Here is a 26,343-nt window from a genome sequence, read left to right as displayed (position 1 = left end):
CTACCGCGCCGCGTCTGCGTTGCTGTCTGTGTTGCGAGGGGGCGAACTATAGCACGCTTTTTTGAACTGTCAAAACAGCACTGGTAGTTGCCCTGACAGGGATAGCCCTAGGCCATGGCGGAACCCGCATCTACCTATATAGATAGAACAGTTCACCAGATCTGCGGATGATGCGTCCCCTGGAGGAAGCGCAGGCGCTCGATATCGTGCTGCAGGGAGGCCTGCAAGCCCATATCCTTGAGCATATGGCTGTCCAGCTCCTCCACGGAGGCGCCCTGCCCCCGCAGCCAGGCCAGACATAGGCGCCAGATGCCGGGCCTGATCGCCGGGGCGGGCAATGTGCTGTCGTTCATGATGGCTCCTCAAGATGTTGTTCAGCGTAGCCATCCAGGCGTTTGGACGGAATCGCATTGTTTTTGCCATATTGGTAAGTTAAGCTAACCAATATGCCCAGCCGCCTGCCTTTGAACACCCTGCCGGTCTTTCGTGTCGTCGCGGAGTTGCAGAATCTGCGCGCCGCCGGCGAACGCCTGCATCTGACGCATAGCGCCATCAGCCAGCAGATCCGGCATCTGGAAGAGCAGCTGGGTTTCGCCCTCTTCGACCGGCAGGGCCGCCGCCTGCGCCTGAATGCGGCCGGGGCGGCCTTGCTGCGCGGCGTCACGCCGGCCTTGGCGCAATTGGACGAAAGCGCCCTGGCGGCCGCCGCCGCGGCGCAGGAGGGCGCATTGCGCCTGCGGGTGAGCGTGCTGCCATCTTTTGCCCAGCGCTGGCTGCTGCCGCGCATGGCGCGCTGGCGCCAGCGCCATCCGGATATTTCGCTGGAGATCGAAGCCTCGCAGAACCTGGTCGACCTGCAACGAGAGGATTTCCATGCCGCGCTGCGCTATGGCGAGGGCCTGTGGCCGGGCGTCGTTTCCGAGCCCCTGTTCCAGGTTCCCATGCGCCTGGTCGTGGTGGCCTCCCCGGCCACGGCCAGGCGCCTGGCGGGCGCCGCCCCCGCCCGCATCGTGACCGAGCCGCTGCTGGGCGAGCGCGCGCTATGGGAAGCCTGGTTCCAGGCCTGCGGCGTCGCTGCCCGCGTGACGCCCGTGGCCGTCTTCAATGACGCCGGCCTGCTGCTGCAGGCGGCCGAACAGGGCCTTGGCCTGGCGCTGGCGCGCGAATTGCTGGCCGCGGACGCGCTGCGCGACGGTCGGCTGCTGCGGCTTTTCCCCATGTCGATTCCCTATGAGGAGCGGTATACCTACCATCTGGTCTGCCGCCCTGCCCTGCAGGATTGGCCGCCGCTTGCGGCCCTGCGCCTGTGGCTGCGGGAAGAAATCGCCCTGGCCCGCGCGGAGCTGGCGGCCAACGCAGGCAAACCGGCGCAAAAAAAGGGCCCGTCGGGCCCTTGAAAGCGCGCGCAAGGCGCTCCGGAGACGTCGATCAGGCCACGCGCCTGGCCGCGGGCAGAGGCTGGCGCATCGAATCGGTTTCGTTGTAGCGCTGGTGCCAGGAGAAGGCTTCTTCCAGCAGATGCGGCGTCTGGCCGCCCCGCTGACAGGCGCGGTCGAAATAGTCTTGCAGCGCGGGACGATAGGAGGGATGCACGCAGTTGTCGATGATGGCCTGCGCGCGCTCGCGCGGGGCCAGGCCGCGCAGATCGGCCAGCCCGCATTCGGTCACGAGGATGTCGACATCGTGCTCATTGTGATCGACATGGGCCACCATGGGCACCACGCTGGAGATATCGCCGTTTTTCGCCATGGACTTGCTGACGAAGATGGCCAGGTGCGCGTTGCGCGCGAAGTCGCCCGAGCCGCCGATGCCGTTCATCATGTGCGTGCCGCCCACATGCGTGGAATTCACATTGCCGTAGATGTCGAACTCCAGCGCGGTATTGATGGCGATGATGCCCAGACGGCGCACGATCTCGGGCGCGTTGCTGATTTCCTGCGGACGCAGCACGAGGCGGTCGCGATAGTGCGCCATGTTGTCGAGCAGGCGCTGGTAGACCGGCTGCGACACCGTGATGGACGAGGCCGAAGCAAAAGCGAGCTTGCCGCTGTCGAGCAGGGCGATGGCGCTGTCCTGCAGCACCTCGGAATACATGGTCATGCCTTCGAAGGCGGCTTCGCCAAAGCCATGCAGCACCGCGTTGGCGATGGTGCCGATGCCGGCCTGCAGGGGCAGCAGCGACGGCGTCAGACGGCCCGCGGCCACTTCGCCCTCAAGAAAGCGGACGATATGCCCGGCGATCTGGCCGGTTTCTTCGTCAGGCGGCAGGGCATTGGAGGGGCTGTCCGGCGCGCGCGTGAACACAATGGCCGCGATCTTTTCAGGATCGACGTGGATGGCCGTGCCGCCGATGCGCTGGTCGGGCGCGACCAGCGCGAGCGGTTCGCGCCGGCCATGGGCGGCGGGCACATAGATGTCGTGCAGACCTTCGATCGCGGCCGGCACGCTTTCGTTGATTTCGATGATCACGATGCCGGCCTGTTCCGCGAAGGAGGCCGAATTGCCCACCGACATGGTCGGCACGATGCCGCCGTCCTCGGTGATGGCGGCCGCCTCGATGATGGCCACGTCGACCGGGCCAATATGGCCGGCGCGCAGCTGTTCGGCGGTCTCCGACAGATGCTGATCGATGAAGCGGATCTCGCCCCGGTTGATCTTGCGGCGCAGCGTGGTGTCGACCTGGAAAGGCAGGCGGCGCGCCAGAACGCCGGCCTCGGCCAGCAGTTTGTCCGTATCGTGCCCCAGCGAAGCGCCGGTGATCAGCGTGATCTGCAGGGGATGTTTTTCGGCGCGTTCGGCCAGCGCCGCCGGCACGGCCTTGCAGTCGCCGGCCCGGGTAAAGCCGCTCATGCCGACCGTCATGCCGTTCTGGATCAGTTCGGCGGCGGCCTGGGCAGTCGTCACACGCGAGCGCAGGCCGGCGTGACGGATACGATCGAGGTCCATGGTGTCTCCAGACTTCTGGTGCCGGCCGACGCGCGCCCACGGCACGTTGCTGACAGTCAGGGTCTCCACATGCCTGGACACCGTCTTGCGCGGCGTTTTCCGATTCGCCATCGACGGGCTTCTGGCCGGCCGACGACGTGTTGAACGGAGTATAGAAATGTGCAGAAGAATCTCGTAATGACTTAAAATCATCAAAATCAGTCGTTTTTTTCATCATTACCGCTTATGGACGTCCGCGCGCTGCGCTATTTCGTAGAGACCGTCAGTTGCGCCAGCTTCACGCAGGCGGCCAAGAAACTGTTCGTCACCCAGTCCACGGTCAGCAAGATGATCCGGCAGCTGGAGGACGAGGTCGGCACGCCGCTGTTGATCCGCGACGGCCATACGGCCAGGCCGACCGACACCGGGCGCATCGTCTACGAGCGCGGCCTGCATATCCTGGGCGCCATGCGCCAATTGAGCGCCGAGGTCCGCCAGGCGGTGGACCTGGAGCGCGGCGAACTCGAAGTCGGGATCCCGCCGATGATCAATCTGCTCTTCATTCCCGTCGTGCAGCGCTTCCGGGAGCGTCATCCCCAGATCCGGCTCAGCCTGCGCGAAGGCACGGGCCAGGCCGTCGAAAGACTGGTGGCCGCCGGCGAGCTCGAAGTGGGGGCCACCGTCTTGCCAGTGGCCGCGCCGGGCCCGCTGCAGGCCCGGCGTTTCGGCAGCTATCCGCTTTGGGCCGTGGGCCCGGCCGATGCCGCCTGGGCGGGCAAGGCCACCCTGCCCCTGGGCGCGCTGCGCGAGGTGCCGCTGCTCATCCCCACGGAAGACTTCGCGCTCACGCGGCGGCTGCGCCAGGCCTGCGAGTCCGCGGGCTTCGAGCCCCAGGTCGCCGCGCAGAGCGCGCACTGGGACTTCCTGGCCGCGATGGCCGGCTCGGGCCTGGGCACGGCCATCCTGCCCGAACCGCTGGTGCAGCGCCTGAAAACACGCGGCCTGAGCACGGCGCGGCTGGCGCGGTCCGGCGTGCAATGGGAGGTCGGCCATATCTGGGTCCGCGACCGCTATCTTTCCTATGCGGCCCGCGCCTGGCTGGAGGTCTGCGAGTCCGTGCTGGGCACGCGCGGCCGGTCTCGCGCCCAGGCGGCCGCGCAGGCGTAAACTGCGCCCGACATGTCTTGTTGCACCGCCCGGGCGTCTTGTTGCACGGCGCAGCCTGGCGCTTGCTATGCTGGCTCAGTCATTGAGCATTGATAATGAATCCGACCCTTTATTTTTGGCGCACGATCTGCATGCGCCTGTTCGTCGTCCTGTGGCTGGCGCTGGGCGCCGCGGCCTGGGCCCAACCGCCGGCGACGGTGGCCGATGCCGAGGCCACCTTGTCCCAAGCCCGCAAGGACATCGACGCGCTACGCAAAGACCTGGATGAGCAAACCAACGACGATGTGCTGGTCAAGCGCCGCGGCCAGGCCCTGGAAATCCAGACCCAGGCCGACGCCATCGCCGAGGCGCTGGCGCCTCAGCAGGCCAGCGTCGCGGCGCGGCTGACCGAACTCGGCCCGGTGCCCGCCGGGGGCAAGGACACCCCGGACGTCGCCGCGCAGCGCGCCCAACTGGAAAAAAACAACCGCAATCTCGACGCCCAGCTCAAGCTGGCGCGCCTGCTGTCGGTCGAGGCCGCGCAGACCGCCGAACAGATTTCGGCCCTGCGGCGCACCCAGTTCCAGGCCCGGCTGGGCGAGCGCCGCGGCTCGCTGCTGTCGTCGGGCTTCTGGTCCGAACTGCGCGGCGAGCTGCCGCGCGACCTGGCGCGGCTGGACGATCTGTTCGACGACATCAAGAACATGATCGGCAGCACGCCGTCCTGGGTCTGGACGGCGCTCATCCTGCTGGTGGCCGCCGTGGTGGGGCTGCGCTATTGGACCGGCCGCCTGCTCCTGAAACTGACCGCGACCCGCGTGCCGGCCGGCCGCCTGCGGCGCTCGGTGCTGGCGGTCGCCGTCGTGGCGCTGTCCACCGTCACGCCCGCGCTGGTGGCCGAACTGGCCGTGATCGGCCTGACTTGGCACGGCGAGGTCGCCGACGACACACAGACCCTGCTCACCAGCCTGGTGGAGATGGCGGCCTTCGGCGGTTTCGTGGCCGGCCTGGGCTATGCCCTGCTGTCCATCCATCGGCCCTCATGGCGCCTGCCGCCCCTGCCCGACGCCATCGCCGACGGCCTGCGCTGGCTGCCCTTGACGCTGGGCGTGCTGGTGGTGGCCGCCTGGCTGGCCGAGCGCCTGCCGGTGCTGATCAATGCCAGCCTGACCGGAACGATCGCGCTGAACAGCCTGGCGGCGGGCATCATGGCGCTGGCGTTGATGGCGGCGCTGACGCGGGCCGAACGGCTGCGGCGCGGCCTGAGCGAAACGCCGCCGGCCCGGCCGTTCTGGCTGGCGGCCCTGAACACCGTGGCCTGGATCGTGCTGGCCCTGAGCCTGCTGGCGCTGTTGACCGGCTACGCGGCGCTGGGCAGTTTCCTGGTCCGCCAGGCCATGTGGACCGTGGTTGTCTTCGCCACGACCTATCTGGCGTCGGTCCTGATCGATGACGGTTTCACCACCCTGGTCGGCGGGCCGGTCAAGGACGAACCGCCCACGTTGCAGACCCGCTTGCGCGGCCAGGCCGCCGTGCTGCTGTCCGGCGTCGGCCGGCTGATGGCCATCCTGGTCGCCGCCGTGCTCCTGCTCGCCCCGTTTGGCGAAGCGCCCGCCGACCTGCTGCACCGCCTGGACCAGCTGTACAAGGGCCTGCAGATCGGCGAGGTGCAGATCCGCCCGGGCGCCGTCGCGCAGGCCTTGCTGGTCCTGGCGCTGGCGCTGCTGTCGGTGCGCCTGCTCAAGCGCTGGCTGTCGACCCGCTATCTGCCCACCACCGAGCTGGACCCGGGCATGCAGAGCTCGGCCGCCACGCTGTTCGGCTATGCGGGCGTGGTGATCTCGGTCGCCCTGGCGCTGTCGGCGCTGGGCATAGGCCTGGAGCGCGTGGCCTGGATCGCCAGCGCGCTGTCGGTGGGGATAGGTTTCGGCCTGCAGGCCGTCGTGCAGAATTTCGTGTCCGGCCTCATCCTGCTGGCCGAGCGGCCGGTCAAGGTGGGAGACTGGGTCTCGCTGGGCGGCATCGAGGGCGACATCCAGCGCATCAATGTGCGCGCCACCGAAATCCAGATGAGCGACCGCTCGACGGTCATCGTGCCGAATTCCGAGTTCATCACCAAGACCGTGCGCAATGTGACCCACGCCAATCCGCTCGGCCTGGTGCAGATCAAGCTGCCCATGCCCTTGTCGACCGACGCCCAGCGGGTGCGCGAGATCATGCTGGAGGCTTTCGGCGCCCATGAGGACATCCTGGAGGCGCCCGCGCCCAATGTGTTCCTGGACGGCATCGACAACGGCCACCTGATGTTCAACGCCAAGGGCTATGTCAGTTCGCCGCGCTCGGCCTACGGGGTGCGCAGCGCCCTGCTGTTCGAGATTCTCGGCCGCCTGGCCGGGGCGGGCCTGGACATGGCGCCGCCCAGCACCATGCTGCTGCGCACCGAGCCCGGCGCCGAGCCGCCGCGTCCGCCCGAGACCAGCGCGGCCGCGCCGCAATAGGCGCTGCGCCCGCTAGAAGACCATGTTCAGCAGGGTGCGCGAGGCCGGCACGAACAGACCCAAGCCGGCCGCGATCAAGAGCACGAAGACCATGCGCTTGACCGTCTTGATGGAATCGGCCGACGCAAAGCGGCGCACCAGCCAGGTCAGGACGACCACGATGGGAAAGGCTTCCAGGCTCATCCACAGGGTATTGGCGTGGATGCTGCCCTGCCAGGTCACCAGGCTCAGGCGCACGACGGCATTGGCCGCGAAAATCACCAGCAGCGAGTTGCGGATGACGGCCAGCGGCAGGGGCTGGCGGTAGAGCTGGTAGACCATGGGCGGCCCGGCGCTGGAAAACAGGCCGCCCAGCAGGCCGGAAATAATGCCGAAAAAGACGAAAACCGGTTTGCGCGACACGCGGGCCAGCTGGCGGGCCTGCATCACCAGCATGAAGGCGCAGACCAGGATGGTCAGTCCCAGCAGCCATTGCAGAATCACCGACATGCGGCCATGGATGAGATCCAGGGCCGCGACCCCCAGGCCCACGCCGATCAGGCTGCTGATCAGGGCGGGCCGCAAGAGGGTCCAGTCCACATGGGGCCGGCTGCGGCCGATGGCCACCAGGGCATTGATCAGCGTCAGGATGCTGACGGTATTGGACATATCGGGCAGCGGCGCCAGCGCGAACAGGCTGGACAGGCCAAGCAGCACCAGGCCGAAGGCAAAGCCCGTCATGGTCTGGGCATAGGTCGCCACCGCGACGGCCAGCAGAAAGAGCAGATGCTGGGTCGGCGTCATGCGCGCGCTCCGCGCCGGCCGGCATGGATGTTCAAGGCCAGCCCGCCCATGACCAGGAGGGCCGCGAGGATTTTCCACGCGGGCAGGGGCTCGGCCAGCAGCAGCGTGGACGAGAGCATGCCGAACACGGGCACCAGCAGGGCCAGCGGCGTGACGAGCGCGGCCGGATGACGCACCAGCAGCCAGTTCCAGGCGCCGAAGCCGACGACGGTATTGCCCACGGCCTGCCAGAACACGGCCGCCCAGCCCGGCCAGCTGGCGTGGGCGAGAGCGTCGGCGATACGCGCCGGCCCTTCGACGGCCAGGCTGATGGCCAGCACCGGCGGAATGGCGAACACACTGCTCCAGACCATGAAGGCCCCCATGTTCACCCGGCCCACGCCGCGCACCACGGTGTTGGCGCAGGCCCAGCACAGGCCGGCGGCCAGCACCAGGCCCAGGCCGCCCAGGGTGACGGCGGCGGCGGGATCCGCCACGCTATGCCAGGCCACGAGCAGATAACCGGCCACGGCCAGGCCCAGGGCGGCATATTGCGCCGCGCGCGGCCGCTCGCCGGTCAGCATCACGGCCAGCATGATGGTGAAGAACACCTGCGATTGCGCGACCAGGGATGCCAGGCCTGGCGAAATACTGCCCTGCATGGCCCAATAGAGCAGGCTGAATTGACCCGCGCCCAGCAGGACCCCCACCGCGGCCAGGGCCGACCATGACACCTTGGGGCGCCGGAAAAAAAACAGCCAGGGCAGGACACAGAGCACAAAGCGCAAGGCGGCGAACAGAAAGGGCGGAAAGTCGGCCAGTCCCCACTTGATGACAACGAAGTTGGTGCCCCAGATGAAGACCACGATCAGGGCCAGCAACAAATGGGTGAATGGCATGGCGGCGCGGCAGGCGGCGGGTGAGAAAGGAACCGAGTGTACAGAAGTGCCGCCCCCCTCGCTGGCGAGGCTTTCAGCCTGCGTTCAGCAAGCCTTGGCGAGGCGCCCCATAGGCAGCGATGCCGGGTTCACGCTAGGATGGCCGGACCCGCGGCCCGCAGGCCGCCTTTCAGGGAGATCTGTCGTGATCCAGGAAATTGCCAGTATTCGCGTCAAGGCCGGCCAGGAAGCCGCCTTCGAGGCCGGCGTCAAGGCGGCCGTGCCCCTGTTTCTGCGCGCCAAGGGCTGTCACGGCGTGGAGCTGCATCGTTGGGAAGAGTCGGCGCAGGATTACACCCTGGTGGTGCAATGGGAGACCGTGGACCACCATATGGTGGATTTCCGCAATTCGGCGAACTTCCAGGAGTGGCGCCGGCTGGTGGGCGAGTACTTCGCCGCCCCACCCCAGGTCCATCACGAGGCCCAGATCATCTAGTCCTGGTTGTATTTGCGGGCGCTGCCGCGAAACGCCTCGGCGGGATATTTGGCGGCGTTCTTGACCATCTTGCGCTCGACCGCCTGGGCGATATCCACGCCCAGCTGGTCGGCCAGGGCCACCAGATACATCTGGACGTCGGCGATTTCGTCCATCGCCGCTTCGCGCTGGCGCTCGTCCAGGGCGCGCGACTGCGCTTCGGTCAGCCACTGAAAAACCGCGACCAGTTCGCCGGCCTCGCCCGCCAGGGCCATGGCCAGGTTCTTGGGCGTGTGGAAGGGCTGCCATTCGCGCTCGGCGGTAAAACGCCGCAGGGCCAGCTTGATCGATTCAAGGTCCGACATGGGAACTCCCGGCGGCCAGGCGGGCGCGCGCGGCCAGGGCGACGGCCACCGTGGTGCGCACGTCGGCCAGGGCCCGGTGGGTGGGGGTGGACGCGCCCAAGTGCTCGGCCAGGATGCCCAGTTTGTGCGAGGGCAGCTCGGGCCAGGCGCGGCGCGCCAGCATCAGCGTGCAATAGGTCTCGTTGTCGAACGGCAGGCCGCAGCGCCGGGAGGTGGCGAGCAGGAAGCGCGTATCGAAAGCCGCATTGTGGAAAAACACCGGCGCGGCGCCGACGAATTCGCGGAAAGCCCCGAAAGCCTGCTCGATGGGCTGGCCGTGCTGGACGACCTCTTGCTGCGATATGCCGGTCAAGCGGGCGATGAAGCTGGGCACGCTGCCGCTGATGCGCACGACCTGGCTGTACTCCCGCGTGATCCGCCCCTCGATATCGACCGCCACGGCGGCGAACTCGAGTATTTCGCAGGAGGCGGCCGACAATCCGGTCGTCTCCAAGTCGGCGACCACGAATTCTCCGCCCAGCGCCGCCAGGGCGCGGGAGGTGTCGCTGGCGGGCGCGCGACGGCGCTGCGCAGGAAAATATGGCAAGTCCAACCCCGGCCGAACAAAGAAAGCCGCCATTGTAGGGCGGCCCGGCCGGCGTGGCGCGCAGACCACAGGTCTTATATAAGATATAAGACATTTGCTTGCGGCCGCCGGTTGGTTCTAAAATGCCCACACTTCCCACCAACCGACACTACGCAGGCTTCTCATGCTGGAAACGTATCGCCAACATGTGGCTGAACGCGCCGCGCTGGGCATCCCCCCGCTGCCGCTTTCCGCCCAACAAACCGCCGACCTGATCGAACTGCTGAAGAATCCGCCCGCTGGCGAGGAACAGTTCCTGCTGGAGCTGTTGACGCATCGCGTCCCGGCCGGCGTGGACGACGCCGCCAAGGTCAAGGCTTCCTATCTGGCCGCCGTCGCGCTGGGCAAGGAATCGTGTGCGCTGATCAGCCGCGCCAAGGCGACCGAACTGCTGGGCACCATGCTCGGCGGCTACAACATCGGCCCGCTGATCGATCTGCTGGACGACGCCGAGGTGGGCACGGTTGCCGCCAACGGCCTGAAGAAAACGCTGCTGATGTTCGACGCCTTCCATGACGTGAAGGAAAAGGCGGACAAGGGCAACGCCAATGCGCGCGCCGTGCTGCAAAGCTGGGCCGACGCCGAATGGTTCACCAGCCGCCCCGAAGTGCCCCAGAGCCTGACCATCACGGTCTTCAAGGTGCCCGGCGAAACCAACACCGACGATCTGTCGCCCGCCCCCGATGCGACGACCCGTCCGGACATCCCCATGCACGCCCTGGCGATGCTGAAGAACAAGCGCGAAGGCGCGGCCTTCCAGCCCGAGGAAGACGGCAAGCGCGGTCCGATCAAGTTCATCGAGTCGCTGAAGGACAAAGGCCACCTGGTCGCCTACGTGGGCGACGTGGTCGGCACCGGCTCCTCGCGCAAGTCGGCCACCAACTCGGTGCTGTGGTTCACCGGCGAAGACATCCCCTTCGTGCCGAACAAGCGCTTCGGCGGCGTGTGCCTGGGCGGCAAGATCGCCCCCATCTTCTACAACACCATGGAAGATGCCGGCGCCCTGCCCATCGAGCTGGATGTCTCCAAGATGGAGATGGGCGATGTCATCGAACTGCGCCCCTACGACGGCAAGGCCCTGAAGAACGGCGAAGTCATCGCCGAATTCCAGGTCAAGTCGGATGTGCTGTTTGACGAAGTGCGCGCCGGCGGCCGCATCCCGCTGATCATCGGCCGCGGCCTGACCGCCAAGGCCCGCGAAGCGCTGGGCCTGCCGGCCTCGACGCTGTTCCGCCTGCCCACCAACCCGGCCGACAGCGGCCGCGGTTTCAGCCTGGCCCAGAAGATGGTCGGCCGCGCCTGCGGCCTGCCCGAAGGCCAGGGCGTGCGCCCGGGCACCTACTGCGAGCCGAAGATGACCTCGGTGGGCAGCCAGGACACCACCGGCCCCATGACCCGCGACGAGCTGAAGGACCTGGCCTGCCTGGGCTTCTCGGCCGATCTGGTAATGCAGTCTTTCTGCCACACCGCCGCCTATCCCAAGCCCGTGGATGTCAAGACGCACCACACGCTGCCGCAGTTCATCAGCACCCGCGGCGGCATCTCGCTGCGCCCGGGCGACGGCGTGATCCACTCCTGGCTCAACCGCATGCTGCTGCCCGACACCGTGGGCACCGGCGGCGACTCGCACACCCGCTTCCCCATCGGCATCTCCTTCCCGGCCGGCTCGGGCCTGGTGGCCTTCGCGGCCGCCACGGGCGTCATGCCGCTGGACATGCCGGAATCGGTGCTGGTCCGCTTCAAGGGCAAGATGCAGCCCGGCGTGACGCTGCGCGATCTGGTCAACGCCATCCCGCTGTACGCCATCAAGCAGGGTCTGCTGACGGTCGCCAAGCAGGGCAAGAAGAACATCTTCTCCGGCCGCATCCTCGAAATCGAAGGTCTGCCGGACCTGAAGGTCGAACAGGCTTTCGAACTCTCCGACGCCTCGGCCGAGCGTTCCGCCGCCGGCTGCTCGGTGCGTCTGAACAAAGAGCCGATCATCGAGTACATCAACAGCAACATCGTGATGCTCAAGTGGATGATCGCCAATGGCTACGAAGATGAGCGCTCGATTTCGCGCCGCATCAAGGCCATGGAAGCCTGGCTGGCCGATCCCAAGCTGCTGGAGCCGGACGCCGACGCCGAATACGCCGCCGTGATCGAAATCGACCTGGCCGACATCCATGAACCCATCGTCGCCTGCCCGAACGATCCCGACGACGTCAAGACGCTGTCGGAAGTCGCCGGCGCCAAGATCGACGAAGTGTTCATCGGCAGCTGCATGACCAATATCGGCCACTTCCGCGCGGCGTCCAAGCTGCTGGAAGGCAAGCGCGACATCCCGGTCAAGCTGTGGGTGGCTCCGCCGACCAAGATGGACGCCCAGCAGCTGACCGAAGAAGGCCATTACGGCGTCTTCGGCACCGCCGGCGCCCGCACCGAAATGCCGGGCTGCTCGCTGTGCATGGGCAACCAGGCCCAGGTGCGCGAAGGCGCGACCGTCATGTCGACCAGCACCCGCAACTTCCCGAACCGCCTGGGCAAGAACACCAATGTCTACCTGGGTTCGGCGGAGCTGGCGGCCATCTGCTCGCGTCTGGGCCGCATCCCGACGAAGGAAGAGTATCTGGCGGATATGGGCGTCATCAACAAGAGTGGCGAACAGATCTACAAATACCTGAACTTCGATCAGATCGCCGACTACAAGGACGTGGCCGACTCGGTCGCCGTCTAAACCGGCAAGCCCGAAAAGCCCGCACGCATGTGCGGGCTTTTTTTTGGGTAAGGGATCAGAAGGCCATGCTGGCCGTGAGGGTGAAGGTGCGCGGCGCGCCCAGCACCAGATAGCCATTGCCGGGGTAGCCGCCCACCGAGGCCCAGTAATCGCGGTTGGCGATGTTTTCGACGCGGGCCCGCCAGATGACGGTGTGGCCGCTGATCTCGGTCGAATAACGCAGGCCGGCGTCCAGGCGGGTCCAGCCGGGCGCCTTGAGGGTGTTGGCCGAATCGACGTAGGAAGCGCCGGTGTACACCAAGCGGCCGTCGACCGTCAGACCGTCCACGCCGGGGATATCCCACTCCACCCCCAGGTTGGCCTGGTAATCCGGCACGCCGATCACGCGCTTGCCGTCCGTGGCGGCGCTGCCGGTGGAGCGCTGCTTGGCGTCCAGCCAGGTCATGCCGCCCAGCACGCGCACGCCGGGCGTGAGCTGGCCGTACCAGGTCAGTTCGACGCCCTGGTGGCGATCCTTGCCCGACTCCGTGAACGTCTGCTGCGCATTGACATAGGCGCGCGGCTTGTCGGTCGAGAAATAGGCCAGGCCAGCGCCAATGCCGTCGCGCTCGACCTTGATGCCCACTTCTTTCTGCTTGGACACATAGGGGCGCAGCATGGCGCCCGCGTTTGTTACGGGCAGGCCGTTGGCATAGGCCGGCGCGGTGTCGCCCGCGGTCAGGGCCTCGATATAGTTGGCATACAGCGAGACCTCGGGCGTGACGCGCCAGACGATGCCGGCGGCCGGCGAATTGCGGCTTTCATCGTAGGCCTTGGAGCCCACACCCGTGTTGTAGGCGAAGTCGCGGCTGTACAGGCGCTGATGGCGCAGGCCCAGCGTCAGCAGCACACGGTCGTCCAGCATCGCCAGCGTATCGCCCACGGCCACGCTGGTCATGCGCACGCGGCCGTTCAAGGCCGGGTCGCCCAGATCGTTGCCGAACAGCGTCTTGGCGCTGAAAGCGGGCTGGGCAATGCGCACCGGACTGTAGAGATTGGTCGCCGTGGTGTTGGTGTAGTCCATGGCGTAGGCGTTTTTCTTCTCCAGTTCGAAGTAGGAGGCCGCCAGCACCATGTCATGCTTGACCGGTCCCGTGGCCAGCTTGGCCCGCAGGCCGATTTCGCCGGTGTCGACCGTGTCCTTGCGGGCATTGTCGAAGCGGTAGAAGCGGCCGTTGCCCGAGGCATCGACGTTGTTGATATTGGCCAGGGAGTTCTTTTCCTTGCTGTCGCGATGGCCATAGGCGGCATAGGCCGTCAGCTGGTCGCTGAGGTCGTACTCGCCGCGCAGGGTGCCGAAGACATCGCGCTCATTGGAATAGCTCCAGTCCTGGGCATAGTTGCTGCCGGCATGCGGCGCATCGGGCACCGAGGCCGCATCGCCGGCCAGCGTGACGTTGGGCCGGCCCCGCTTGATACGGTTGAACTGATAGCCGACATCGGCCGACAGGCGGGCCCGGTCATTGCGCCAATCCAGGCCGACCAGGGCCGAGGTGGTGCGGCCGAATTCGCCATCGACCCCGCTCTCGCCGCCGCGCTGGCCGACGTTGACACGGATCCCGGTGCTGTCGCCGGGGCCAAAGCGGCGCGCGATATCGGCCGAGAGCTGCGCCGTGCCGCCGGAGGAGATGCCGGTGGTGAATTCGGTGAGCGGCTCGTTGGGCGCGCGCTTGGGCACCAGGTTGATGGCGCCGCCGACGCCGCCGCCGGTGGGCGGCGTGCCCGTCAGGAAGTTGGAGGCGCCGCGCAGCACCTCGACGCGCTCGAAGAACTCCGACGAGATGTATTGGCGCGGCATGAGGCCGTACAGGCCGTTGTAGGCCACGTCCTCGGAACTCAGGATGAAGCCCCGGATGAAGTATGACTCCTGGAAGTTGCCAAAACCGCGCGCGATGCGCACCCCCGGGTCGTTCTGCAGGACGTCGGCCACGCTGCGCGCCTGGCGGTCCTTGATCAGCTCGCTGGTGTAGCTGGTCATGGAAAACGGCGTTTCGAGATTGTCGCGCGTGCCCAGGATGCCGGCGCGGCTGCCCGTGGCGACCTGCCCGCCGTCGAAGGCGGGCGCCAGACCCGCGGCCGAGGCGTCGGCGCTGGCTTCGACCTTGATCGAGCCCAGCGTGACGGAGGCGTCGGCGGCCGGGGCCGATTGGGCCTGGAGGGCGCTCCAGGGCAGGGCAGCCGCCAGATAGGCGGCGCGGGGGAGTTTCTTCATTGCTTCGTCCGTGTTGAATCAAGTTGTCCGGGGACGCGCCCGCCAGGGCCGCGCCGGGCCGATACGATGCCGGCCTGGACCGATATTAACCAATATGACGAATGATTCTCATTTGTAGGCCTATTTTCGTTGCAAGCCGTCGCAAGGCCGCAACAGGGCGATCCGCCCATCCGGCATGGGCAAGCCGGCGGCCGCGCGGATTAACACTTAGAATTCCGATGACATTCACGGATACGACTTGTGGAAAGATGCCCGCACGATTGGCCCTCCTGCTCTGCCTGCTCGCGCTCGCGGGCTGCGCCAGCACGCGCCCGCCCGGCGACCCGGAAAACATCTGCGCCATCTTCCGCGAAAAACCCGACTGGCATGATGCCGCGCTGAAAGTCCAGGAAAAATGGGGCGCGCCGGTGCAGGTGCCGATCGCCATGATGTACCAGGAATCCAGCTTCCGGCATGACGCCCTGCCCCCGCGCTATTACTTCCTCGGCTTCATCCCCTGGGGCCGGGTAAGCTCGGCCTATGGCTATGCCCAGGCCAAGGACGAAACCTGGAGCGACTACAAGCGCGAGGCGGGCGGCTGGTTCTCCAGCCGCGACAACTTCGCCGACTCGCTGGACTTCATGGGCTGGTATATGAGCAAGACCCAGCGCATCAACGGCGTCTCCAAATGGGACGCCTATGGCCAATACCTGAATTACCACGAAGGCTGGACCGGTTATCGCAACCGCAGCTACGAGCGCAAAGCCTGGCTGCAGCGGGTGGCGCGCCAGGTGCAGGCCCGCGCCGAGCGCTTCGGCGCGCAGTACAAGCAATGCGAGCGCGAGCTGGGCCGCGGCGGCTGGCTGTTCTAGCCGCGGTTTGCGCGGCAGCAAGCCGCGCGTCATGGAAACTTGGTAATAATAGACAGCGAGGGACAGGGAAGGCCGCACAGCCCTGCCGGCGCTCGAACTTTTGACCGCCCCCCAGGTCTTATATAAGATACAAGACATAAGGCGATGCGGGCCCGAGCCCGCCCTATCATGACAAACGCGCAGAATCGCCAGAAAATGGCGGCTTTACGCGGTCACACAACTGGAGTTCATCATGCCGCACAACACGTTCGACACCCTGAAGACCTTCAAGATCGGGAAGAAGACCTGTCAGTACTACTCCTTGCCCGCGCTGGGCAAGTCCCTGGGCATCGATGTCTCGCGCCTGCCGGTGTCCATCCGCATCGTGCTTGAGTCGGTACTGCGCAACTGTGACGGCCAGAAGGTGACCGAGGAGCACATCCGCCAGCTGGCCAACTGGCAGCCCAATGCCAAGCGCGAAGAAGAAATCCCCTTCGTGGTCGCGCGCGTGGTGCTGCAGGATTTCACCGGCGTGCCGCTGCTGGCCGACATCGCCGCCATGCGCTCGGTGGCCGAGAAGATGGGCAAGTCGCCCAAGAGCATCGAGCCGCTGGTGCCGGTCGATCTGGTGGTGGACCACTCGGTCATGATCGATTATTTCGGCACCAAGAACGCGCTCGACCTGAACATGAAGCTGGAATTCCAGCGCAACCGCGAGCGGTATCAGTTCATGAAGTGGGGCATGCAGGCCTTCGACACTTTCGGCGTCGTGCCCCCGGGTTTCGGCATCGTGCACCAGGTCAACCTGGAGTACCTGGCGCGCGGCGTGCACTATGACAAGAAAAACGACGTCTATTACCCCGACTCGCTGGTGGGCACCGACAGCCACACCACGATGATCAACGGCATCGGCGTGGTCGGCTGGGGCGTGGGCGGCATCGAGGCCGAAGCCGGCATGCTGGGCCAGCCGGTGTATTTCCTGACGCCCGATGTGGTCGGCGTCGAACTCAAGGGCAAGCTGCGCGGCGGCGTGACCGCCACCGACCTGGTGCTGACCATCACCGAGATGCTGCGCCGCGAGAAGGTGGTGGGCAAGTTCGTGGAGTTCTGTGGCGAGGGCACGGCCAGCCTGTCGGTGACCGACCGCGCCACCATCGGCAATATGGCGCCCGAGTACGGCGCGACCATGGGCTTTTTCCCGGTGGACGAGCGCACCATCGATTACTTCAAGGGCACGGGCCGCAGCGAGACCGAGATTGCCGCCTTCGAGGCGTATTTCAAGGCCCAGAAGATGTTCGGCGTGCCCAAGGCCAGCGATATCGGCTTCAGCAAGCTGCTGACGCTGGACCTGTCCACCGTCGCGCCGTCCCTGGCCGGCCCCAAGCGCCCGCAGGACCGCATCGAGATCGGCAACGTCAAGAACACCTTCATCGACCTGTTCTCCAAGCCCATCGCCGAAAACGGCTTCAATCAGCCCGCCCAGAAGCTGTCCGAAGTCTTCACGACCAGCGCCGGCACCAAGCTGAAGAACGGCGACATCCTGATCGCCGCCATCACCTCGTGCACCAATACGTCCAACCCCAGCGTGCTGCTGGCCGCGGGCCTACTGGCCAAGAAGGCGGTCGAAGCCGGCCTGAAGGTCCCCAAGCACATCAAGACCTCGCTGGCGCCCGGATCGCGCGTGGTCACCGAGTACCTGACCAAGACCGGCCTGCTGCCCTACCTGGAAAAACTGGGCTTTGACATCGCCGCCTATGGCTGCACGACCTGCATCGGCAATGCCGGCGATCTCGCCGCCGACCTGAACGAAGCCATCACCGGCAATGATCTGGTCTGCGCGGCCGTGCTGTCGGGCAACCGCAATTTCGAGGCCCGCATCCATCCCAACATCAAGGCCAACTTCCTGGCCTCGCCGCCCCTGGTCGTGGCCTACGCCCTGGCGGGCACCATGACGCGCGACCTCATGACCGAGCCGGTCGGCCAGGGCAAGCATGGCGATGTCTGGCTGGGCGACATCTGGCCCTCGACCGAGGAAATCGACGCGCTGCTGAAGTACGCCATGAATCCCGAGGCCTTCAAGGCCAACTACAGCCAGGTCAAGAGCAATCCGGGCAAGCTGTGGGAGAACATCAAGGGCGTGACCGGCGACACCTATAACTGGCCTGAATCGACCTATATCGCCGAGCCGCCCTTCTTCGAGGACTTCGGCATGGCGCCGGGCGCCATCCCGGTGATCAAGGGCGCCCGCGCCCTGGGCATCTTCGGCGACTCGGTGACCACCGACCACATCTCGCCGGCCGGCTCCATCAAGGAAAGCTCGCCGGCGGGCAAGTGGCTCAAGGACCATGGCGTGCTCAAGGCCGATTTCAACAGCTACGGTTCGCGCCGCGGCAACCACGAGATCATGATGCGCGGCACCTTCGCCAATGTGCGCATCAAGAACCTGATGATCCCGCCGCGCGCCGACGGCAGCCGCTTCGAAGGCGGCGAGACCCTGTTCCAGCCCACGGGCGAACAGATGTCCATCTACGACGCCGCCATGAAGTACGTGGCCCAGGGTACGCCCTCGGTCGTCTTCGGCGGTGAAGAGTACGGCACGGGCTCGTCGCGCGACTGGGCCGCCAAGGGCACCCAACTCCTGGGCGTAAAGGCGGTCATCACGCGCAGCTTCGAGCGCATCCACCGCAGCAACCTGGTCGGCATGGGCGTGCTGCCCCTGCAGTTCAAGGGCGACGACAGCGCGCAATCGCTGGGCATCCGCGGCGACGAGACGTTCGATATCTCTGGCCTGGAGCATGGCATCAAGCCCATGCAGGACGTCACCCTGACCATCCATCGCAAGGACGGCAGCAAGCAGGAAGTCACCCTGCTGCTGCGCATCGACACGCCCATCGAGGTGGATTACTACCTGCACGGCGGCATCCTGCCCTTCGTGCTGCGCCAGCTGCTCGCGGCCTGATCGGCGCCTGGCAAGCAAAACGCCCCGGTCTCCCGGGGCGTTTTGTCTGGCGCGGAGGAAAAGCCTCAGTCCGCCTTGCCGAACTGGTAGGCGTCCATGGCCAGCGCCGCATAGCTGATCTCGTCGTTCAGGCGCCGGGCGGGCAGGCCGCCAGCTCCCAGCGCGACGTAGAACGGCATGAGGTGGTCGTCGTGCGGATGCGCCTGGCTCGCGCCCGGCGCCCGCGCCTGCCAATCGAACAGCGCCTCCAGATCGCCTTCGGCCAGGCGGTCCGCATACCACTGCTGGAAGCCCGGCACATAGGCGCTGGGCGGCGCCGCCTGGGGCATGCGGACATCTCGCAGATTGTGCGTGAGCGAGCCCGAGCCGATGATGAGCACGCCCTCATCGCGCAAGGGCGCCAGGGCCTGGCCGAGCTCGTACTGGGCGCGGGCATCGCGTCCGACATCGAGCGCCAGCTGCACGACGGGCACATCCGCCTGCGGATACAGATAACGCAGCGGCACCCAGGCGCCATGATCCAGCGGACGGCGGGCATCGTCGGCGGCGTCGATGGACGCGGCGGCCAGCACCCGCCGCACGCGCGCGGCCAGCTCGGGCGAACCCGCGGGGCTGTATTGCAGCTGATACAGCTCGGGCGGGAAGCCGCCAAAGTCGTGCCAGGCAATCTGACGGTCGCGGGTGGACACGGCCAGGCCATGCCCCATCCAATGGGGCGAGACCACGAGTATGCCCTCGGGCTTGGCCGGCTGGGCGGCGCTCCACTGCGCCAGCGCGGGGCCGGTGCGTCCGGGTTCGACGGCCAGCATGGGAGAACCATGGGAAACGAAGAGAACAGGCCAGGACATGGCAGTACCTTCCGAAAGAGAATGATGTCATTGTGCGCGCACGGGCTTTGGCAATAAAGCCCATATCCGCACATGAACCATTCCGGAATTGGCAACAATTGAGGAGGCGGGACGTCGGGAGCGGTAAACTACGCTGTTACGCATCTTTTGACCCGACGAAGTCATGGCCCGTACCCGCAGCACCACCGCTCCCCGCCTGAACCGCGATGCCACCCGGCTGGTCAGCCTTGCCCAGGCCCTGAACCGCTCGGGCAGCCGGCTCGAGGACCTCTATTGGGAAGCCCAGCTCGCCGAGGCGATCGGCAAGCTGCTGCGCCCAAGCAGCGACGGGCCGCTGGAAGCGGCCCTGGACCACCTGGCGCAACAGGATATCGGCGCCTACGAAGTGCTGATCGAGCAGGCCGAAACGCTGTCCGAGTCGATGAAGGCCGACAAGAACGGCGTGCGCCATGACGTGCTGCTGCTGGTGGCGCCCGTGGTGGCCTGGACGCGCTACGCCATCCCCACCGGCCCCATCCCGGCCGCCGCGCAGCAGGCGCTGCTGGCGCAGCTGCATGGGCATGTGCTGGCGAGCGACGCGCGCGTGGCGCTGCTGCCGCACCTGGTGAGCATAGACCAGATGCCGCGCAGCTTCGCCGAAACCGCGCAATGGATGCAGCGCCTGGCCGGCCAGGCCTTGGGCGGCGCGCCCACGCGCACCATCATCGACGCCGAGGCCGAGACGGCCAATATGCTGGCCGACACGCGCTATCTGGTCGCCGCCGTGGCGGTGCCCGAGCATGCGCCGATTTTCCGCTGGCAGGAACGCCCCGAGGATGCCGAAGCCAGCCGCGATGCCTGCCTGGCCCGCTGGTCGGAACAGGCCATGCCCACCCTGGCGACGCTGCTGCCGGGCTGCGGCCTGGAGTGCCTGCTGCCCGACGCCTATTACGTCAGCAACCGCGAAGCCGACCGCCGCGTGCGGCCGCTGTCGCTGCGCGCCGCGGTCAGCTGGCTGGAGGGCGCCACCAATCTGTCCGCCGACCAGCTGCGCGCCGTGATCGCGGCCTGCGGCCAGGAGCACATCGAGGAATACCGCATCGGCTTCACGCCGCGCAACAGCAACGATGTGTACTACGGCTGCGTCTGGCCGGTGTACGGCCGCGAGGAAGAACAGGCCGACGATGAAGCGCCCGACGTGGCCGACCAGATCGCCGCCCTGCTCAAGGAATACGGCGTGAGCGAGATCCGCCGCATCCCCGGCCGCCTGCAGGCCGAGTTCTGCGACGATTGCGGCGCGCCCTACTTCCCCGATCCCCTGGGCGTGCTGGTGCATGCCGAACTGCCGGAAGACGCCGAGGCCGTGCCGGCCAAGTTCCACTAAGCCGCCATGCGCGCCGATATCTTTTGCCGCGTGGTCGACAACTACGGCGATATCGGCGTGTGCTGGCGTCTGGCCCGGCGGCTGCGCCAGGGCCGCGGCTGGCGGATCCGCCTCTGGGTCGATGATTTGCGGGCCTTTGCCCGCCTGCAGCCCGAGGTCGATCCGCATGCCGAGCGCCAGCAGCTGCTGGGCATAGACATCATCCGTTGGGGCGAGCATCCCGATCTGACGCCCGGCGATGTGGTGATCGAGGCGTTTGCCTGCGATCCGCCGGCCGGTTTTGTCCAGGCCATGCGGCAGCGCCAGCCGCCGCCGGCCTGGATCAATCTGGAATACCTGAGCGCCGAGGACTGGGTGGAAAGCTGCCATGGCCTGCCCTCGCAGCGCCCTGACGGCCTGGTGAAGCACTTTTTCTTCCCCGGCTTCACGCCCGCCACGGGCGGGCTGATACGCGAGCCCGGCCTGACGGCGGCGCGCGACGCCTTCCAGGCCAGCCGCCCCGCCCAAGCGGATTTTCTGCGCGGCCTGGGCGTGGCGCGCGCCCACCCGGACAGCCGGACCTTGACCCTGTTCTGCTACCCGCAGGCGCCCTACCGCGAGCTGGCCGCGGCCCTGGGCGATGCGCCCACCCTGCTGCTCGTGCCCCAGGGCGTGGCCCCGGGCCTGGAAGACGCCGCCGGCGCGGCGCTGCAGGTCGCCCGCGTGCCCTTTGTCAGCCAGCCGGATTTCGACCGGCTGTTGTGGTGCGCCGACATCAATTTCGTGCGCGGCGAAGATTCTTTCGTGCGCGCCGCCTGGGCGGCGCGCCCCCTGGTCTGGCAGATCTACCCCCAGGAAGAGAACGTCCACCTGGAAAAACTCCAGGCCTGGCTGGCGCGCTACCCCGCGCCCGCCCCCGCCCGGGCCTTGTTTTCTCTCTGGAACGAGCCCCGGCCCGGCGCCGACTGGCACGCCACCTTGCTGGCCGCCCTGCGGGGTCCGTCCTGGGAGGCATGGCGCCAGGCCGCCCGCGACTGGGACGCCGGCTTTGCCGCGCGCCCTGATTTAGGGGACACACTTGCGGATTTCTGCGCGGAATTGACCAAGACGCGCTAGAATAGAGAGTTTTCTGCGAGTCTGCCGGCCGGCCCGCCCGTGTATCCCAGGCGCTTGCAAGGATCTTTTTTGACAGCCTCCCGGGGCGCGCATAGATGGTTAACTCCGCTCAGGCGCACGCACGGCGAGCGCGCACTTTACCCCCCGGAGTTTTAATCGATGAAAACCGCTCAGGAATTGCGAGTCGGCAACGTGGTGATGGTCGGCAAGGACCCGCTCGTGGTCCAGAAGACCGAATACAACAAGTCCGGCCGTAACGCCGCCGTGGTCAAGCTGAAGTTCAAGAACCTGCTGACGGGTTCGGCCAGCGAGTCTGTCTACAAGGCCGATGAAAAGTTCGACATCGTCCTGCTGGAACGCAAGGAGTGCACCTACTCCTACTTCGGCGACCCGATGTACGTCTTCATGGACGCCGACTACAACCAGTATGAGATCGAGGCCGAAAGCATGGGCGACGCCCTGAACTACCTCGAAGAAGCCATGCCGGTTGAAGTGGTGTTCTACGACGGCCGCGCCATCTCGGTCGAACTGCCGACCATCCTGGTCCGCGAAATCACCTACACCGAGCCGGCCGTTCGCGGCGACACCTCGGGCAAGGTGCTCAAGCCCGCCAAGATCAACACCGGCTACGAACTGCAGGTTCCGCTGTTCTGCGCCATCGGCGACAAGATCGAAATCGATACGCGCACCAACGAGTATCGCAGCCGCGTCAACTAAGCACGCGACGCGCCGCAAACGCCCACCTCCCGGTGGGCGTTTGTTTTTGGGCCTCAGAAACGATGCCGCAGGCCGGCCGTCCAGATCTGGCGTCCGAACGGCCCGCCGTGGCGATGGATGACATAGGAGTAAAGATTGCTGCGCTTGGACAGATCGTATTGGTAGCCGGCCGCCAGGCTGTAGAAATCCAGGGCGGCGGCGCGCTGCACGGCCAGGCGCAGCGTCGAGGCGGCCCCCAGGCCGACATGCATGCCGGCCGCGATGGCCGAGTAATGCCGCAGGTCGGCGACCGGCCCGCGGTTGGCATTGACCAGCCAGGCAAGCCCCAGGCTGGCGCCGAAACGGTCTTGCTGGTAGGCCAGGGTCGCCTGGTGGTTGCGCGTGCGGCGGCGGGTTTCCGCGTCGCGCGGCAAGAGGCCATCGACCGTCAGGCCGGCCGACCATGGGCCTTCTTCGTAACGCAGGCCGGCGGTGTAGAGATGGTCGCGCCGGACGTCTTTCGCTTCGGCGGCCTCGTACACGCCAAAGCTGTAACCCAGGCCGAGCTTGAAAGGCCCCAGCGCGGGAGAGCGGTAGCTCACGAGCTTGTCGACGATGGCGCTGGGCCCCACGTCGCCATGCCCGGCCGGCATGACCAGGTCGCCAGCGCCGGCCCAACCGCCATCGAAGCCCGCATCCAGGCTGCCCCAGGCCCCGCCGAAAACGGCCTGGCGCCCAAGGCGCAGTTCGCCCGCCGAAGCGCGCAGACCGACGTAGGCAGCGCCATTGAAGAGGCGGCCATCGAACGCCGACTTGCCCGTGCCGGCATTGAAGACGTTGGTCAGGTTGAAAAACGCCGTCATGCCGCCGCCGAGATCTTCGCTGCCCCGCAGCGTCCAGCGCGACACGGACTGGCCGCCCGATCGCGTGGAAATCCGGCTCTGGGCGTCGCCGCTGCGATAGCTCATGCCCATGTCCATCACGCCGGACAGCGTCAACGACGACTGCGCCATGGCGGCGGGACACACCACGGCCGCCAGCACGGCGGCGAATGTCTTCTTCATTCTGGTCTCCTCTGCGGCCTGTGCCGACGGCAGGCAATGTGCGGGCGCGCGCGGGAGCGCCGCGATTTCCGCGGCGAATACCGGAAAAAAGGAAAGCAGAATGGAAAGTGGGATTACAGTCCGGGCCCGGCCAGGAAAGGCGGGGGACTATTGCAGCTGGTCGTCGTCCAGAAAGGCCGGCAGGGACAGCACTTCGATGCCCTCTTCGGCCAGCTCGGCGCGTTCGTCGGCCGTGGCGGTGCCGCGTATGGGGCGCTCGGCGGCCTCGCCCTCGTGGATGCGCCGGGCCTCGGCGGCAAAGCCCGCGCCGACGTTCTCGGTCTGGCGGATGAGCTCGCGCACTTTGCGCATGACTTCGGCCTGCAGGGCGTTGGGGGCGGGGGCGGGGGCGGGCGCGGGCGCCGGCTGATGCAGATGCGCGACATTGAGATGCGGCGCGGACAGGCGTTTGGTGATCGCGGCCGAGGCGCAGACAGGACAGGTCAGCAGGCCGCGGGCCTGCTGGGCGTCATAGTCGTCATGCGAAGCAAACCAGCCTTCAAACACATGGCCGTGCTCGCATTGGAGATCGAAAACTTTCAATGCCATGCCGGATAGATGGGGAATCCGGCCGGAAAAACAAGGGCTTGGAAAAGCCGCTCCGGCCGGCGCCTCCCCTTACTTGCGCCGCGGGGCGTTCAGGCGCATCTGCTCGGCCTGCAGGCTGTCGATCTGGCGTTGCAGCTTGCGCAACTGCTCGCGCACGTCCTTGTTCTGGTCGTTGAGCGCCTGGGCCTCCTGGCGCGATTGCGCCTGGCGGGCCGCGACCTGCTGCTCCTGCTCCTGGCGCAAGGCCTGGTCGGCCTGCAAGGCGGCCAGCTCGGCATTGCGGGCCGCCAACTGCTGCTCGGCCTTGTTGTACTCGGCCTGCAGGCGGATGCGCCGGATTTCGATATCGGCCAGCTCGGCGGAACGGGTGACGAAGCTGCGATACGTGGCTTCCGCCTGGGCCGAGCTCTGGGTCTTCACGACGCGCCAGAAGTCTTTTTGTTGGAACAGCGCGACGAAATAAGTTTGATCGTCGGGCTTGAACAACAGGCTGGCGCCGTAGCTGCCGTTATAGGCCGTGCGCAATTCCGATACCTGGCGGGACTGGATCAGCCCCTGCAGCTCGGTCGCGGTGGAACCGGCCCGCGGCGCGGGCGCAGGGGGCGGCGGAGGCGTCACGGGCGTCGTGGCGGCGTCTTTGTTTTCGACCTGCTGCACCACCGGGCGCTCGGCTTCCGGCTGGGTGGTGGCGCAGGCGGCCAGCGCGGACAGGATCGTGCCGGCCATGGCCAGGCGCGCGCCTTTCCCCAGGATATCGATCTTCATTCCTTCCCCTATGCGGTGAGTACCGAACTATAGCAACTAATCGAGAATATTCGTATCAGTTTCCCCCCAGAAAACCCGGGGGGGAAATACCGTTTTTCCCGCGTTATAGATCGGCCATCCCGTCAACCGCCTCGCCCTGGGCTTCGCCCAGCCGCAGCTTGCGCATTTTTTCCCAAAGCACCTTGCGGCTGATGCCCAGATGATGCGCGGTATCCTGGCGCCGCCAGCCATGGCTTTCCAGCGCGGCCAGGATGCGCTCGCGCTCGGCCCGCTCGGCCTCGGTCAGCGCGGCGGCCGCCGCCGGGGCGCCGCCGGCCGCCGCGCCCGCGCCCTGCCCGTCCAGGATGCGCTCCAGGCGGCCGGGGTCCCAGCCCTGCAACTGCCGCCTGACGATGGCCACGCGCTCGGCCAGATTGGACAGCTCGCGCACATTGCCGGGGAAACGCAGGCTTTCCACGCGCTGCAGGAGCCAGGCCGGCGCCTCGTCCTGGACCCCGTGCTGGCGCAGCAGGGCCGAAAAGAGCGCGCGCTTTTCCGCCGGCCCGCGCGACTCCAGATTGGGGATGCGCAGCTCGATGACCGCCAGCCGGTAATACAGGTCGGCGCGGAAATCGCCCTCGGCGACCAGGGCGCGCAAGTCCTTGTTGGTCGCGGCCACCAGGCGGAAGGCCACCGGCACCTCGACGGCCGAACCCAGCCGGGTCACGGTGTTCTGCTCCAGCACGCGCAGCAGCTTGACCTGCTGATAGAGCGGCAGGTCGCCGATTTCGTCCAGGAACAGCGTGCCGCCATGGGCCTGTTCGAAATAGCCTTTGTGCGCGCCGACCGCGCCGGTGAAGGCGCCCTTGGCGTGGCCGAAGAAATGCGCCTCGAACAGGCCTTCCGGGATGGCGCCGCAATTGACCGCCACGAAGGGCCCGGCCGACCAGGACGCCGCGTCGTGCAGCAGGCGCGCGATGCGCTCCTTGCCGACGCCGGTCTCGCCATGGATAAGCACATTGGAGCGGCAGTCGGCGAACATGCCGGCCTCGGCCAGGAGATTGCGCATGGCCGGCGACTCGGCCACCAGGGCCGGCGTCGGCCTGGGTCCATCGGGCGCCGTGGCGCTCTGGGCGATGCCGGCCACCCGGAACAACAGCCGGCGCAGTTCGGCGCCGCTGAAGGCCAGCGGCAGGGTGTAGGAGTACTCGGGGGGATAGAAGCGCCGGTCATGGCTGCGCTCCTCCCCGGCCACCCAGATCACGGGGATGCCTTGCGTGGCCAGCCAGTCGCTGGAAAAACGTCCATCGCCCATGATGGTCACGGACACCACGGCCACCGCCAGGCGCGTCGCATCGCGATCCTGCGGCAGCGAGGTGGCCGAGGCATCGGCGTGGATGACCGTGGCGTCGTAGCCCGTCAGGGCGTGTTCGGTCCTCAGGGCAATATCCGAACTGCCCTCCCACACATAGACGTCCAGGCCGTCGTTGAGCCGCGCTTCGCTCATGACACCCT

Annotated in this window: 22 protein-coding genes; 10 read left to right on the top strand and 12 right to left on the bottom strand. The window is 66.9% G+C overall.

All coding sequences use genetic code 11. The annotated features are described in order from the left end of the window. Positions 1-152: 152 nt before the first annotated feature. Positions 153-353 carry a hypothetical protein gene (locus L540_RS18360; protein ID WP_043214766.1) on the bottom strand — a complete coding sequence of 67 codons (201 nt, stop codon included), beginning with the start codon at positions 351-353 and terminating at the stop codon, positions 153-155. A 93-nt stretch (positions 354-446) separates the two neighbouring features. Between L540_RS18360 and L540_RS18355 the strand changes: the two genes are divergently transcribed. Further along, entirely contained in the window at positions 447-1,397 is a 951-nt protein-coding gene (locus tag L540_RS18355) for a LysR substrate-binding domain-containing protein (RefSeq protein ID WP_043214768.1), read from the top strand. Between the two features lie 31 nt (positions 1,398-1,428). Here L540_RS18355 and L540_RS18350 read toward each other — a convergent pair whose 3' ends face one another. Beyond that, on the bottom strand, positions 1,429-2,946 hold the full coding sequence (locus tag L540_RS18350) for an acetyl-CoA hydrolase/transferase family protein (RefSeq protein ID WP_043214770.1): 1,518 nt from the start codon (positions 2,944-2,946) through the stop codon (positions 1,429-1,431). 225 nt (positions 2,947-3,171) lie between these two features. On the opposite strand from L540_RS18350, the gene L540_RS18345 reads away from it, so the two are divergent. Together L540_RS18345 and L540_RS18340 are read left to right on the top strand one after the other, a co-directional pair. Continuing rightward, complete coding sequence (locus tag L540_RS18345; protein ID WP_043214774.1) at positions 3,172-4,092, top strand: LysR family transcriptional regulator; 921 nt, start codon at positions 3,172-3,174, stop codon at positions 4,090-4,092. Between the two features lie 95 nt (positions 4,093-4,187). Then, complete coding sequence (locus tag L540_RS18340; RefSeq protein WP_043214777.1) at positions 4,188-6,569, top strand: DUF3772 domain-containing protein; 2,382 nt, start codon at positions 4,188-4,190, stop codon at positions 6,567-6,569. 12 nt (positions 6,570-6,581) lie between these two features. On the opposite strand, the gene L540_RS18335 is transcribed toward L540_RS18340, so the two are convergent. Together L540_RS18335 and L540_RS18330 are read right to left on the bottom strand one after the other, a co-directional pair. Beyond that, complete coding sequence (locus tag L540_RS18335; protein WP_043214778.1) at positions 6,582-7,352, bottom strand: sulfite exporter TauE/SafE family protein; 771 nt, start codon at positions 7,350-7,352, stop codon at positions 6,582-6,584. Then, the gene (locus tag L540_RS18330; protein ID WP_043214781.1) at positions 7,349-8,230 is read right to left on the bottom strand and encodes an EamA family transporter; all 882 of its coding nucleotides are present in this window, start codon (positions 8,228-8,230) and stop codon (positions 7,349-7,351) included. Before L540_RS18330 ends, L540_RS18335 begins: the two co-directional genes overlap by 4 nt. Before the next feature lie 184 nt (positions 8,231-8,414). Here L540_RS18330 and L540_RS18325 point away from each other — a divergent pair, with 184 nt between their 5' ends. Continuing rightward, positions 8,415-8,705: an antibiotic biosynthesis monooxygenase family protein gene (locus tag L540_RS18325; protein ID WP_043214783.1), complete on the top strand. Its 291-nt coding sequence runs from the start codon at positions 8,415-8,417 to the stop codon at positions 8,703-8,705. Here L540_RS18325 and L540_RS18320 read toward each other — a convergent pair. Continuing rightward, complete coding sequence (locus tag L540_RS18320) at positions 8,702-9,049, bottom strand: nucleotide pyrophosphohydrolase (RefSeq protein WP_043214786.1); 348 nt, start codon at positions 9,047-9,049, stop codon at positions 8,702-8,704. The two genes, L540_RS18325 and L540_RS18320, sit on opposite strands and share 4 nt — an antisense overlap. Further along, positions 9,036-9,668, bottom strand: a complete 633-nt coding sequence (locus tag L540_RS18315) for a 3'-5' exonuclease (RefSeq protein WP_180961707.1) — start codon at positions 9,666-9,668, stop codon at positions 9,036-9,038. Before L540_RS18315 ends, L540_RS18320 begins: the two co-directional genes overlap by 14 nt. A 130-nt stretch (positions 9,669-9,798) precedes the next feature. On the opposite strand from L540_RS18315, the gene acnB reads away from it, so the two are divergent. After that, the gene (gene acnB / locus L540_RS18310) at positions 9,799-12,390 is read left to right on the top strand and encodes a bifunctional aconitate hydratase 2/2-methylisocitrate dehydratase (RefSeq protein WP_043214787.1); all 2,592 of its coding nucleotides are present in this window, start codon (positions 9,799-9,801) and stop codon (positions 12,388-12,390) included. Positions 12,391-12,445: 55 nt separating this feature from the next. Here the strand turns inward: acnB and L540_RS18305 are convergent, their stop codons facing one another. Further along, on the bottom strand, positions 12,446-14,641 hold the full coding sequence (locus L540_RS18305; RefSeq protein ID WP_043214788.1) for a TonB-dependent receptor: 2,196 nt from the start codon (positions 14,639-14,641) through the stop codon (positions 12,446-12,448). A gap of 248 nt (positions 14,642-14,889) precedes the next feature. Between L540_RS18305 and L540_RS18300 the strand changes: the two genes are divergently transcribed. Continuing rightward, on the top strand, positions 14,890-15,492 hold the full coding sequence (locus L540_RS18300; RefSeq protein WP_043214789.1) for a transglycosylase SLT domain-containing protein: 603 nt from the start codon (positions 14,890-14,892) through the stop codon (positions 15,490-15,492). A gap of 232 nt (positions 15,493-15,724) precedes the next feature. Then, positions 15,725-18,430, top strand: a complete 2,706-nt coding sequence (gene acnA, locus L540_RS18295; protein WP_043214790.1) for an aconitate hydratase AcnA — start codon at positions 15,725-15,727, stop codon at positions 18,428-18,430. 65 nt (positions 18,431-18,495) lie between these two features. Here acnA and L540_RS18290 read toward each other — a convergent pair whose 3' ends face one another. Continuing rightward, a complete protein-coding gene (locus L540_RS18290; protein ID WP_082149693.1) occupies positions 18,496-19,278 on the bottom strand; it encodes a DODA-type extradiol aromatic ring-opening family dioxygenase in 783 nt (260 codons plus the stop codon). A 163-nt stretch (positions 19,279-19,441) separates the two neighbouring features. Here L540_RS18290 and L540_RS18285 point away from each other — a divergent pair, with 163 nt between their 5' ends. The 3 genes from L540_RS18285 (at position 19,442) to efp (ending at position 22,453) form a co-directional block, all read left to right on the top strand. Beyond that, the gene (locus L540_RS18285) at positions 19,442-20,641 is read left to right on the top strand and encodes a DUF2863 family protein (RefSeq protein WP_043214795.1); all 1,200 of its coding nucleotides are present in this window, start codon (positions 19,442-19,444) and stop codon (positions 20,639-20,641) included. 6 nt (positions 20,642-20,647) lie between these two features. After that, the gene (earP, locus tag L540_RS18280) at positions 20,648-21,736 is read left to right on the top strand and encodes an elongation factor P maturation arginine rhamnosyltransferase EarP (RefSeq protein WP_043214799.1); all 1,089 of its coding nucleotides are present in this window, start codon (positions 20,648-20,650) and stop codon (positions 21,734-21,736) included. A gap of 159 nt (positions 21,737-21,895) precedes the next feature. Beyond that, positions 21,896-22,453, top strand: coding sequence for an elongation factor P (gene efp / locus L540_RS18275; protein WP_043214801.1), 558 nt, complete (start codon positions 21,896-21,898; stop codon positions 22,451-22,453). 53 nt (positions 22,454-22,506) lie between these two features. On the opposite strand, the gene L540_RS18270 is transcribed toward efp, so the two are convergent. The 4 genes from L540_RS18270 to L540_RS18255 form a co-directional block, all read right to left on the bottom strand. Then, positions 22,507-23,496, bottom strand: a complete 990-nt coding sequence (locus tag L540_RS18270; protein WP_043214803.1) for a porin — start codon at positions 23,494-23,496, stop codon at positions 22,507-22,509. A gap of 147 nt (positions 23,497-23,643) precedes the next feature. After that, on the bottom strand, positions 23,644-24,084 hold the full coding sequence (locus tag L540_RS18265; protein ID WP_043214805.1) for a DUF1178 family protein: 441 nt from the start codon (positions 24,082-24,084) through the stop codon (positions 23,644-23,646). Positions 24,085-24,153: 69 nt separating this feature from the next. Continuing rightward, complete coding sequence (locus tag L540_RS18260; protein ID WP_043214807.1) at positions 24,154-24,849, bottom strand: DUF2968 domain-containing protein; 696 nt, start codon at positions 24,847-24,849, stop codon at positions 24,154-24,156. A gap of 103 nt (positions 24,850-24,952) precedes the next feature. Further along, positions 24,953-26,335, bottom strand: a complete 1,383-nt coding sequence (locus L540_RS18255; RefSeq protein ID WP_043214810.1) for a sigma 54-interacting transcriptional regulator — start codon at positions 26,333-26,335, stop codon at positions 24,953-24,955. Between the last annotated feature and the right edge of the window lie 8 nt (positions 26,336-26,343).

Origin of the sequence: Bordetella pseudohinzii, assembly GCF_000657795.2 — a bacterium.
In the GTDB taxonomy this organism is placed as follows: Bacteria; Pseudomonadota; Gammaproteobacteria; order Burkholderiales; family Burkholderiaceae_B; genus Bordetella; species Bordetella pseudohinzii.
This window is presented reverse-complemented; position numbering and strand designations above follow the sequence as displayed.

Excerpts from the sequence above, each read along its gene's own strand:
- L540_RS18360 (WP_043214766.1), bottom strand. The coding sequence starts at position 353 with ATGAACGACAGCACATTGCCCGCCCCGGCGATCAGGCCCGGCATCTGG.
- L540_RS18355 (WP_043214768.1), top strand. The coding sequence starts at position 447 with ATGCCCAGCCGCCTGCCTTTGAACACCCTGCCGGTCTTTCGTGTCGTC.
- L540_RS18350 (WP_043214770.1), bottom strand. The coding sequence starts at position 2,946 with ATGGACCTCGATCGTATCCGTCACGCCGGCCTGCGCTCGCGTGTGACG.
- L540_RS18345 (WP_043214774.1), top strand. The coding sequence starts at position 3,172 with ATGGACGTCCGCGCGCTGCGCTATTTCGTAGAGACCGTCAGTTGCGCC.
- L540_RS18340 (WP_043214777.1), top strand. The coding sequence starts at position 4,188 with ATGAATCCGACCCTTTATTTTTGGCGCACGATCTGCATGCGCCTGTTC.
- L540_RS18335 (WP_043214778.1), bottom strand. The coding sequence starts at position 7,352 with ATGACGCCGACCCAGCATCTGCTCTTTCTGCTGGCCGTCGCGGTGGCG.
- L540_RS18330 (WP_043214781.1), bottom strand. The coding sequence starts at position 8,230 with ATGCCATTCACCCATTTGTTGCTGGCCCTGATCGTGGTCTTCATCTGG.
- L540_RS18320 (WP_043214786.1), bottom strand. The coding sequence starts at position 9,049 with ATGTCGGACCTTGAATCGATCAAGCTGGCCCTGCGGCGTTTTACCGCC.
- L540_RS18315 (WP_180961707.1), bottom strand. The coding sequence starts at position 9,668 with ATGGCGGCTTTCTTTGTTCGGCCGGGGTTGGACTTGCCATATTTTCCT.
- acnB (WP_043214787.1), top strand. The coding sequence starts at position 9,799 with ATGCTGGAAACGTATCGCCAACATGTGGCTGAACGCGCCGCGCTGGGC.
- L540_RS18305 (WP_043214788.1), bottom strand. The coding sequence starts at position 14,641 with ATGAAGAAACTCCCCCGCGCCGCCTATCTGGCGGCTGCCCTGCCCTGG.
- L540_RS18300 (WP_043214789.1), top strand. The coding sequence starts at position 14,890 with ATGCCCGCACGATTGGCCCTCCTGCTCTGCCTGCTCGCGCTCGCGGGC.
- acnA (WP_043214790.1), top strand. The coding sequence starts at position 15,725 with ATGCCGCACAACACGTTCGACACCCTGAAGACCTTCAAGATCGGGAAG.
- L540_RS18290 (WP_082149693.1), bottom strand. The coding sequence starts at position 19,278 with ATGTCCTGGCCTGTTCTCTTCGTTTCCCATGGTTCTCCCATGCTGGCC.
- L540_RS18285 (WP_043214795.1), top strand. The coding sequence starts at position 19,442 with ATGGCCCGTACCCGCAGCACCACCGCTCCCCGCCTGAACCGCGATGCC.
- earP (WP_043214799.1), top strand. The coding sequence starts at position 20,648 with ATGCGCGCCGATATCTTTTGCCGCGTGGTCGACAACTACGGCGATATC.
- efp (WP_043214801.1), top strand. The coding sequence starts at position 21,896 with ATGAAAACCGCTCAGGAATTGCGAGTCGGCAACGTGGTGATGGTCGGC.
- L540_RS18270 (WP_043214803.1), bottom strand. The coding sequence starts at position 23,496 with ATGAAGAAGACATTCGCCGCCGTGCTGGCGGCCGTGGTGTGTCCCGCC.
- L540_RS18265 (WP_043214805.1), bottom strand. The coding sequence starts at position 24,084 with ATGGCATTGAAAGTTTTCGATCTCCAATGCGAGCACGGCCATGTGTTT.
- L540_RS18260 (WP_043214807.1), bottom strand. The coding sequence starts at position 24,849 with ATGAAGATCGATATCCTGGGGAAAGGCGCGCGCCTGGCCATGGCCGGC.
- L540_RS18255 (WP_043214810.1), bottom strand. The coding sequence starts at position 26,335 with ATGAGCGAAGCGCGGCTCAACGACGGCCTGGACGTCTATGTGTGGGAG.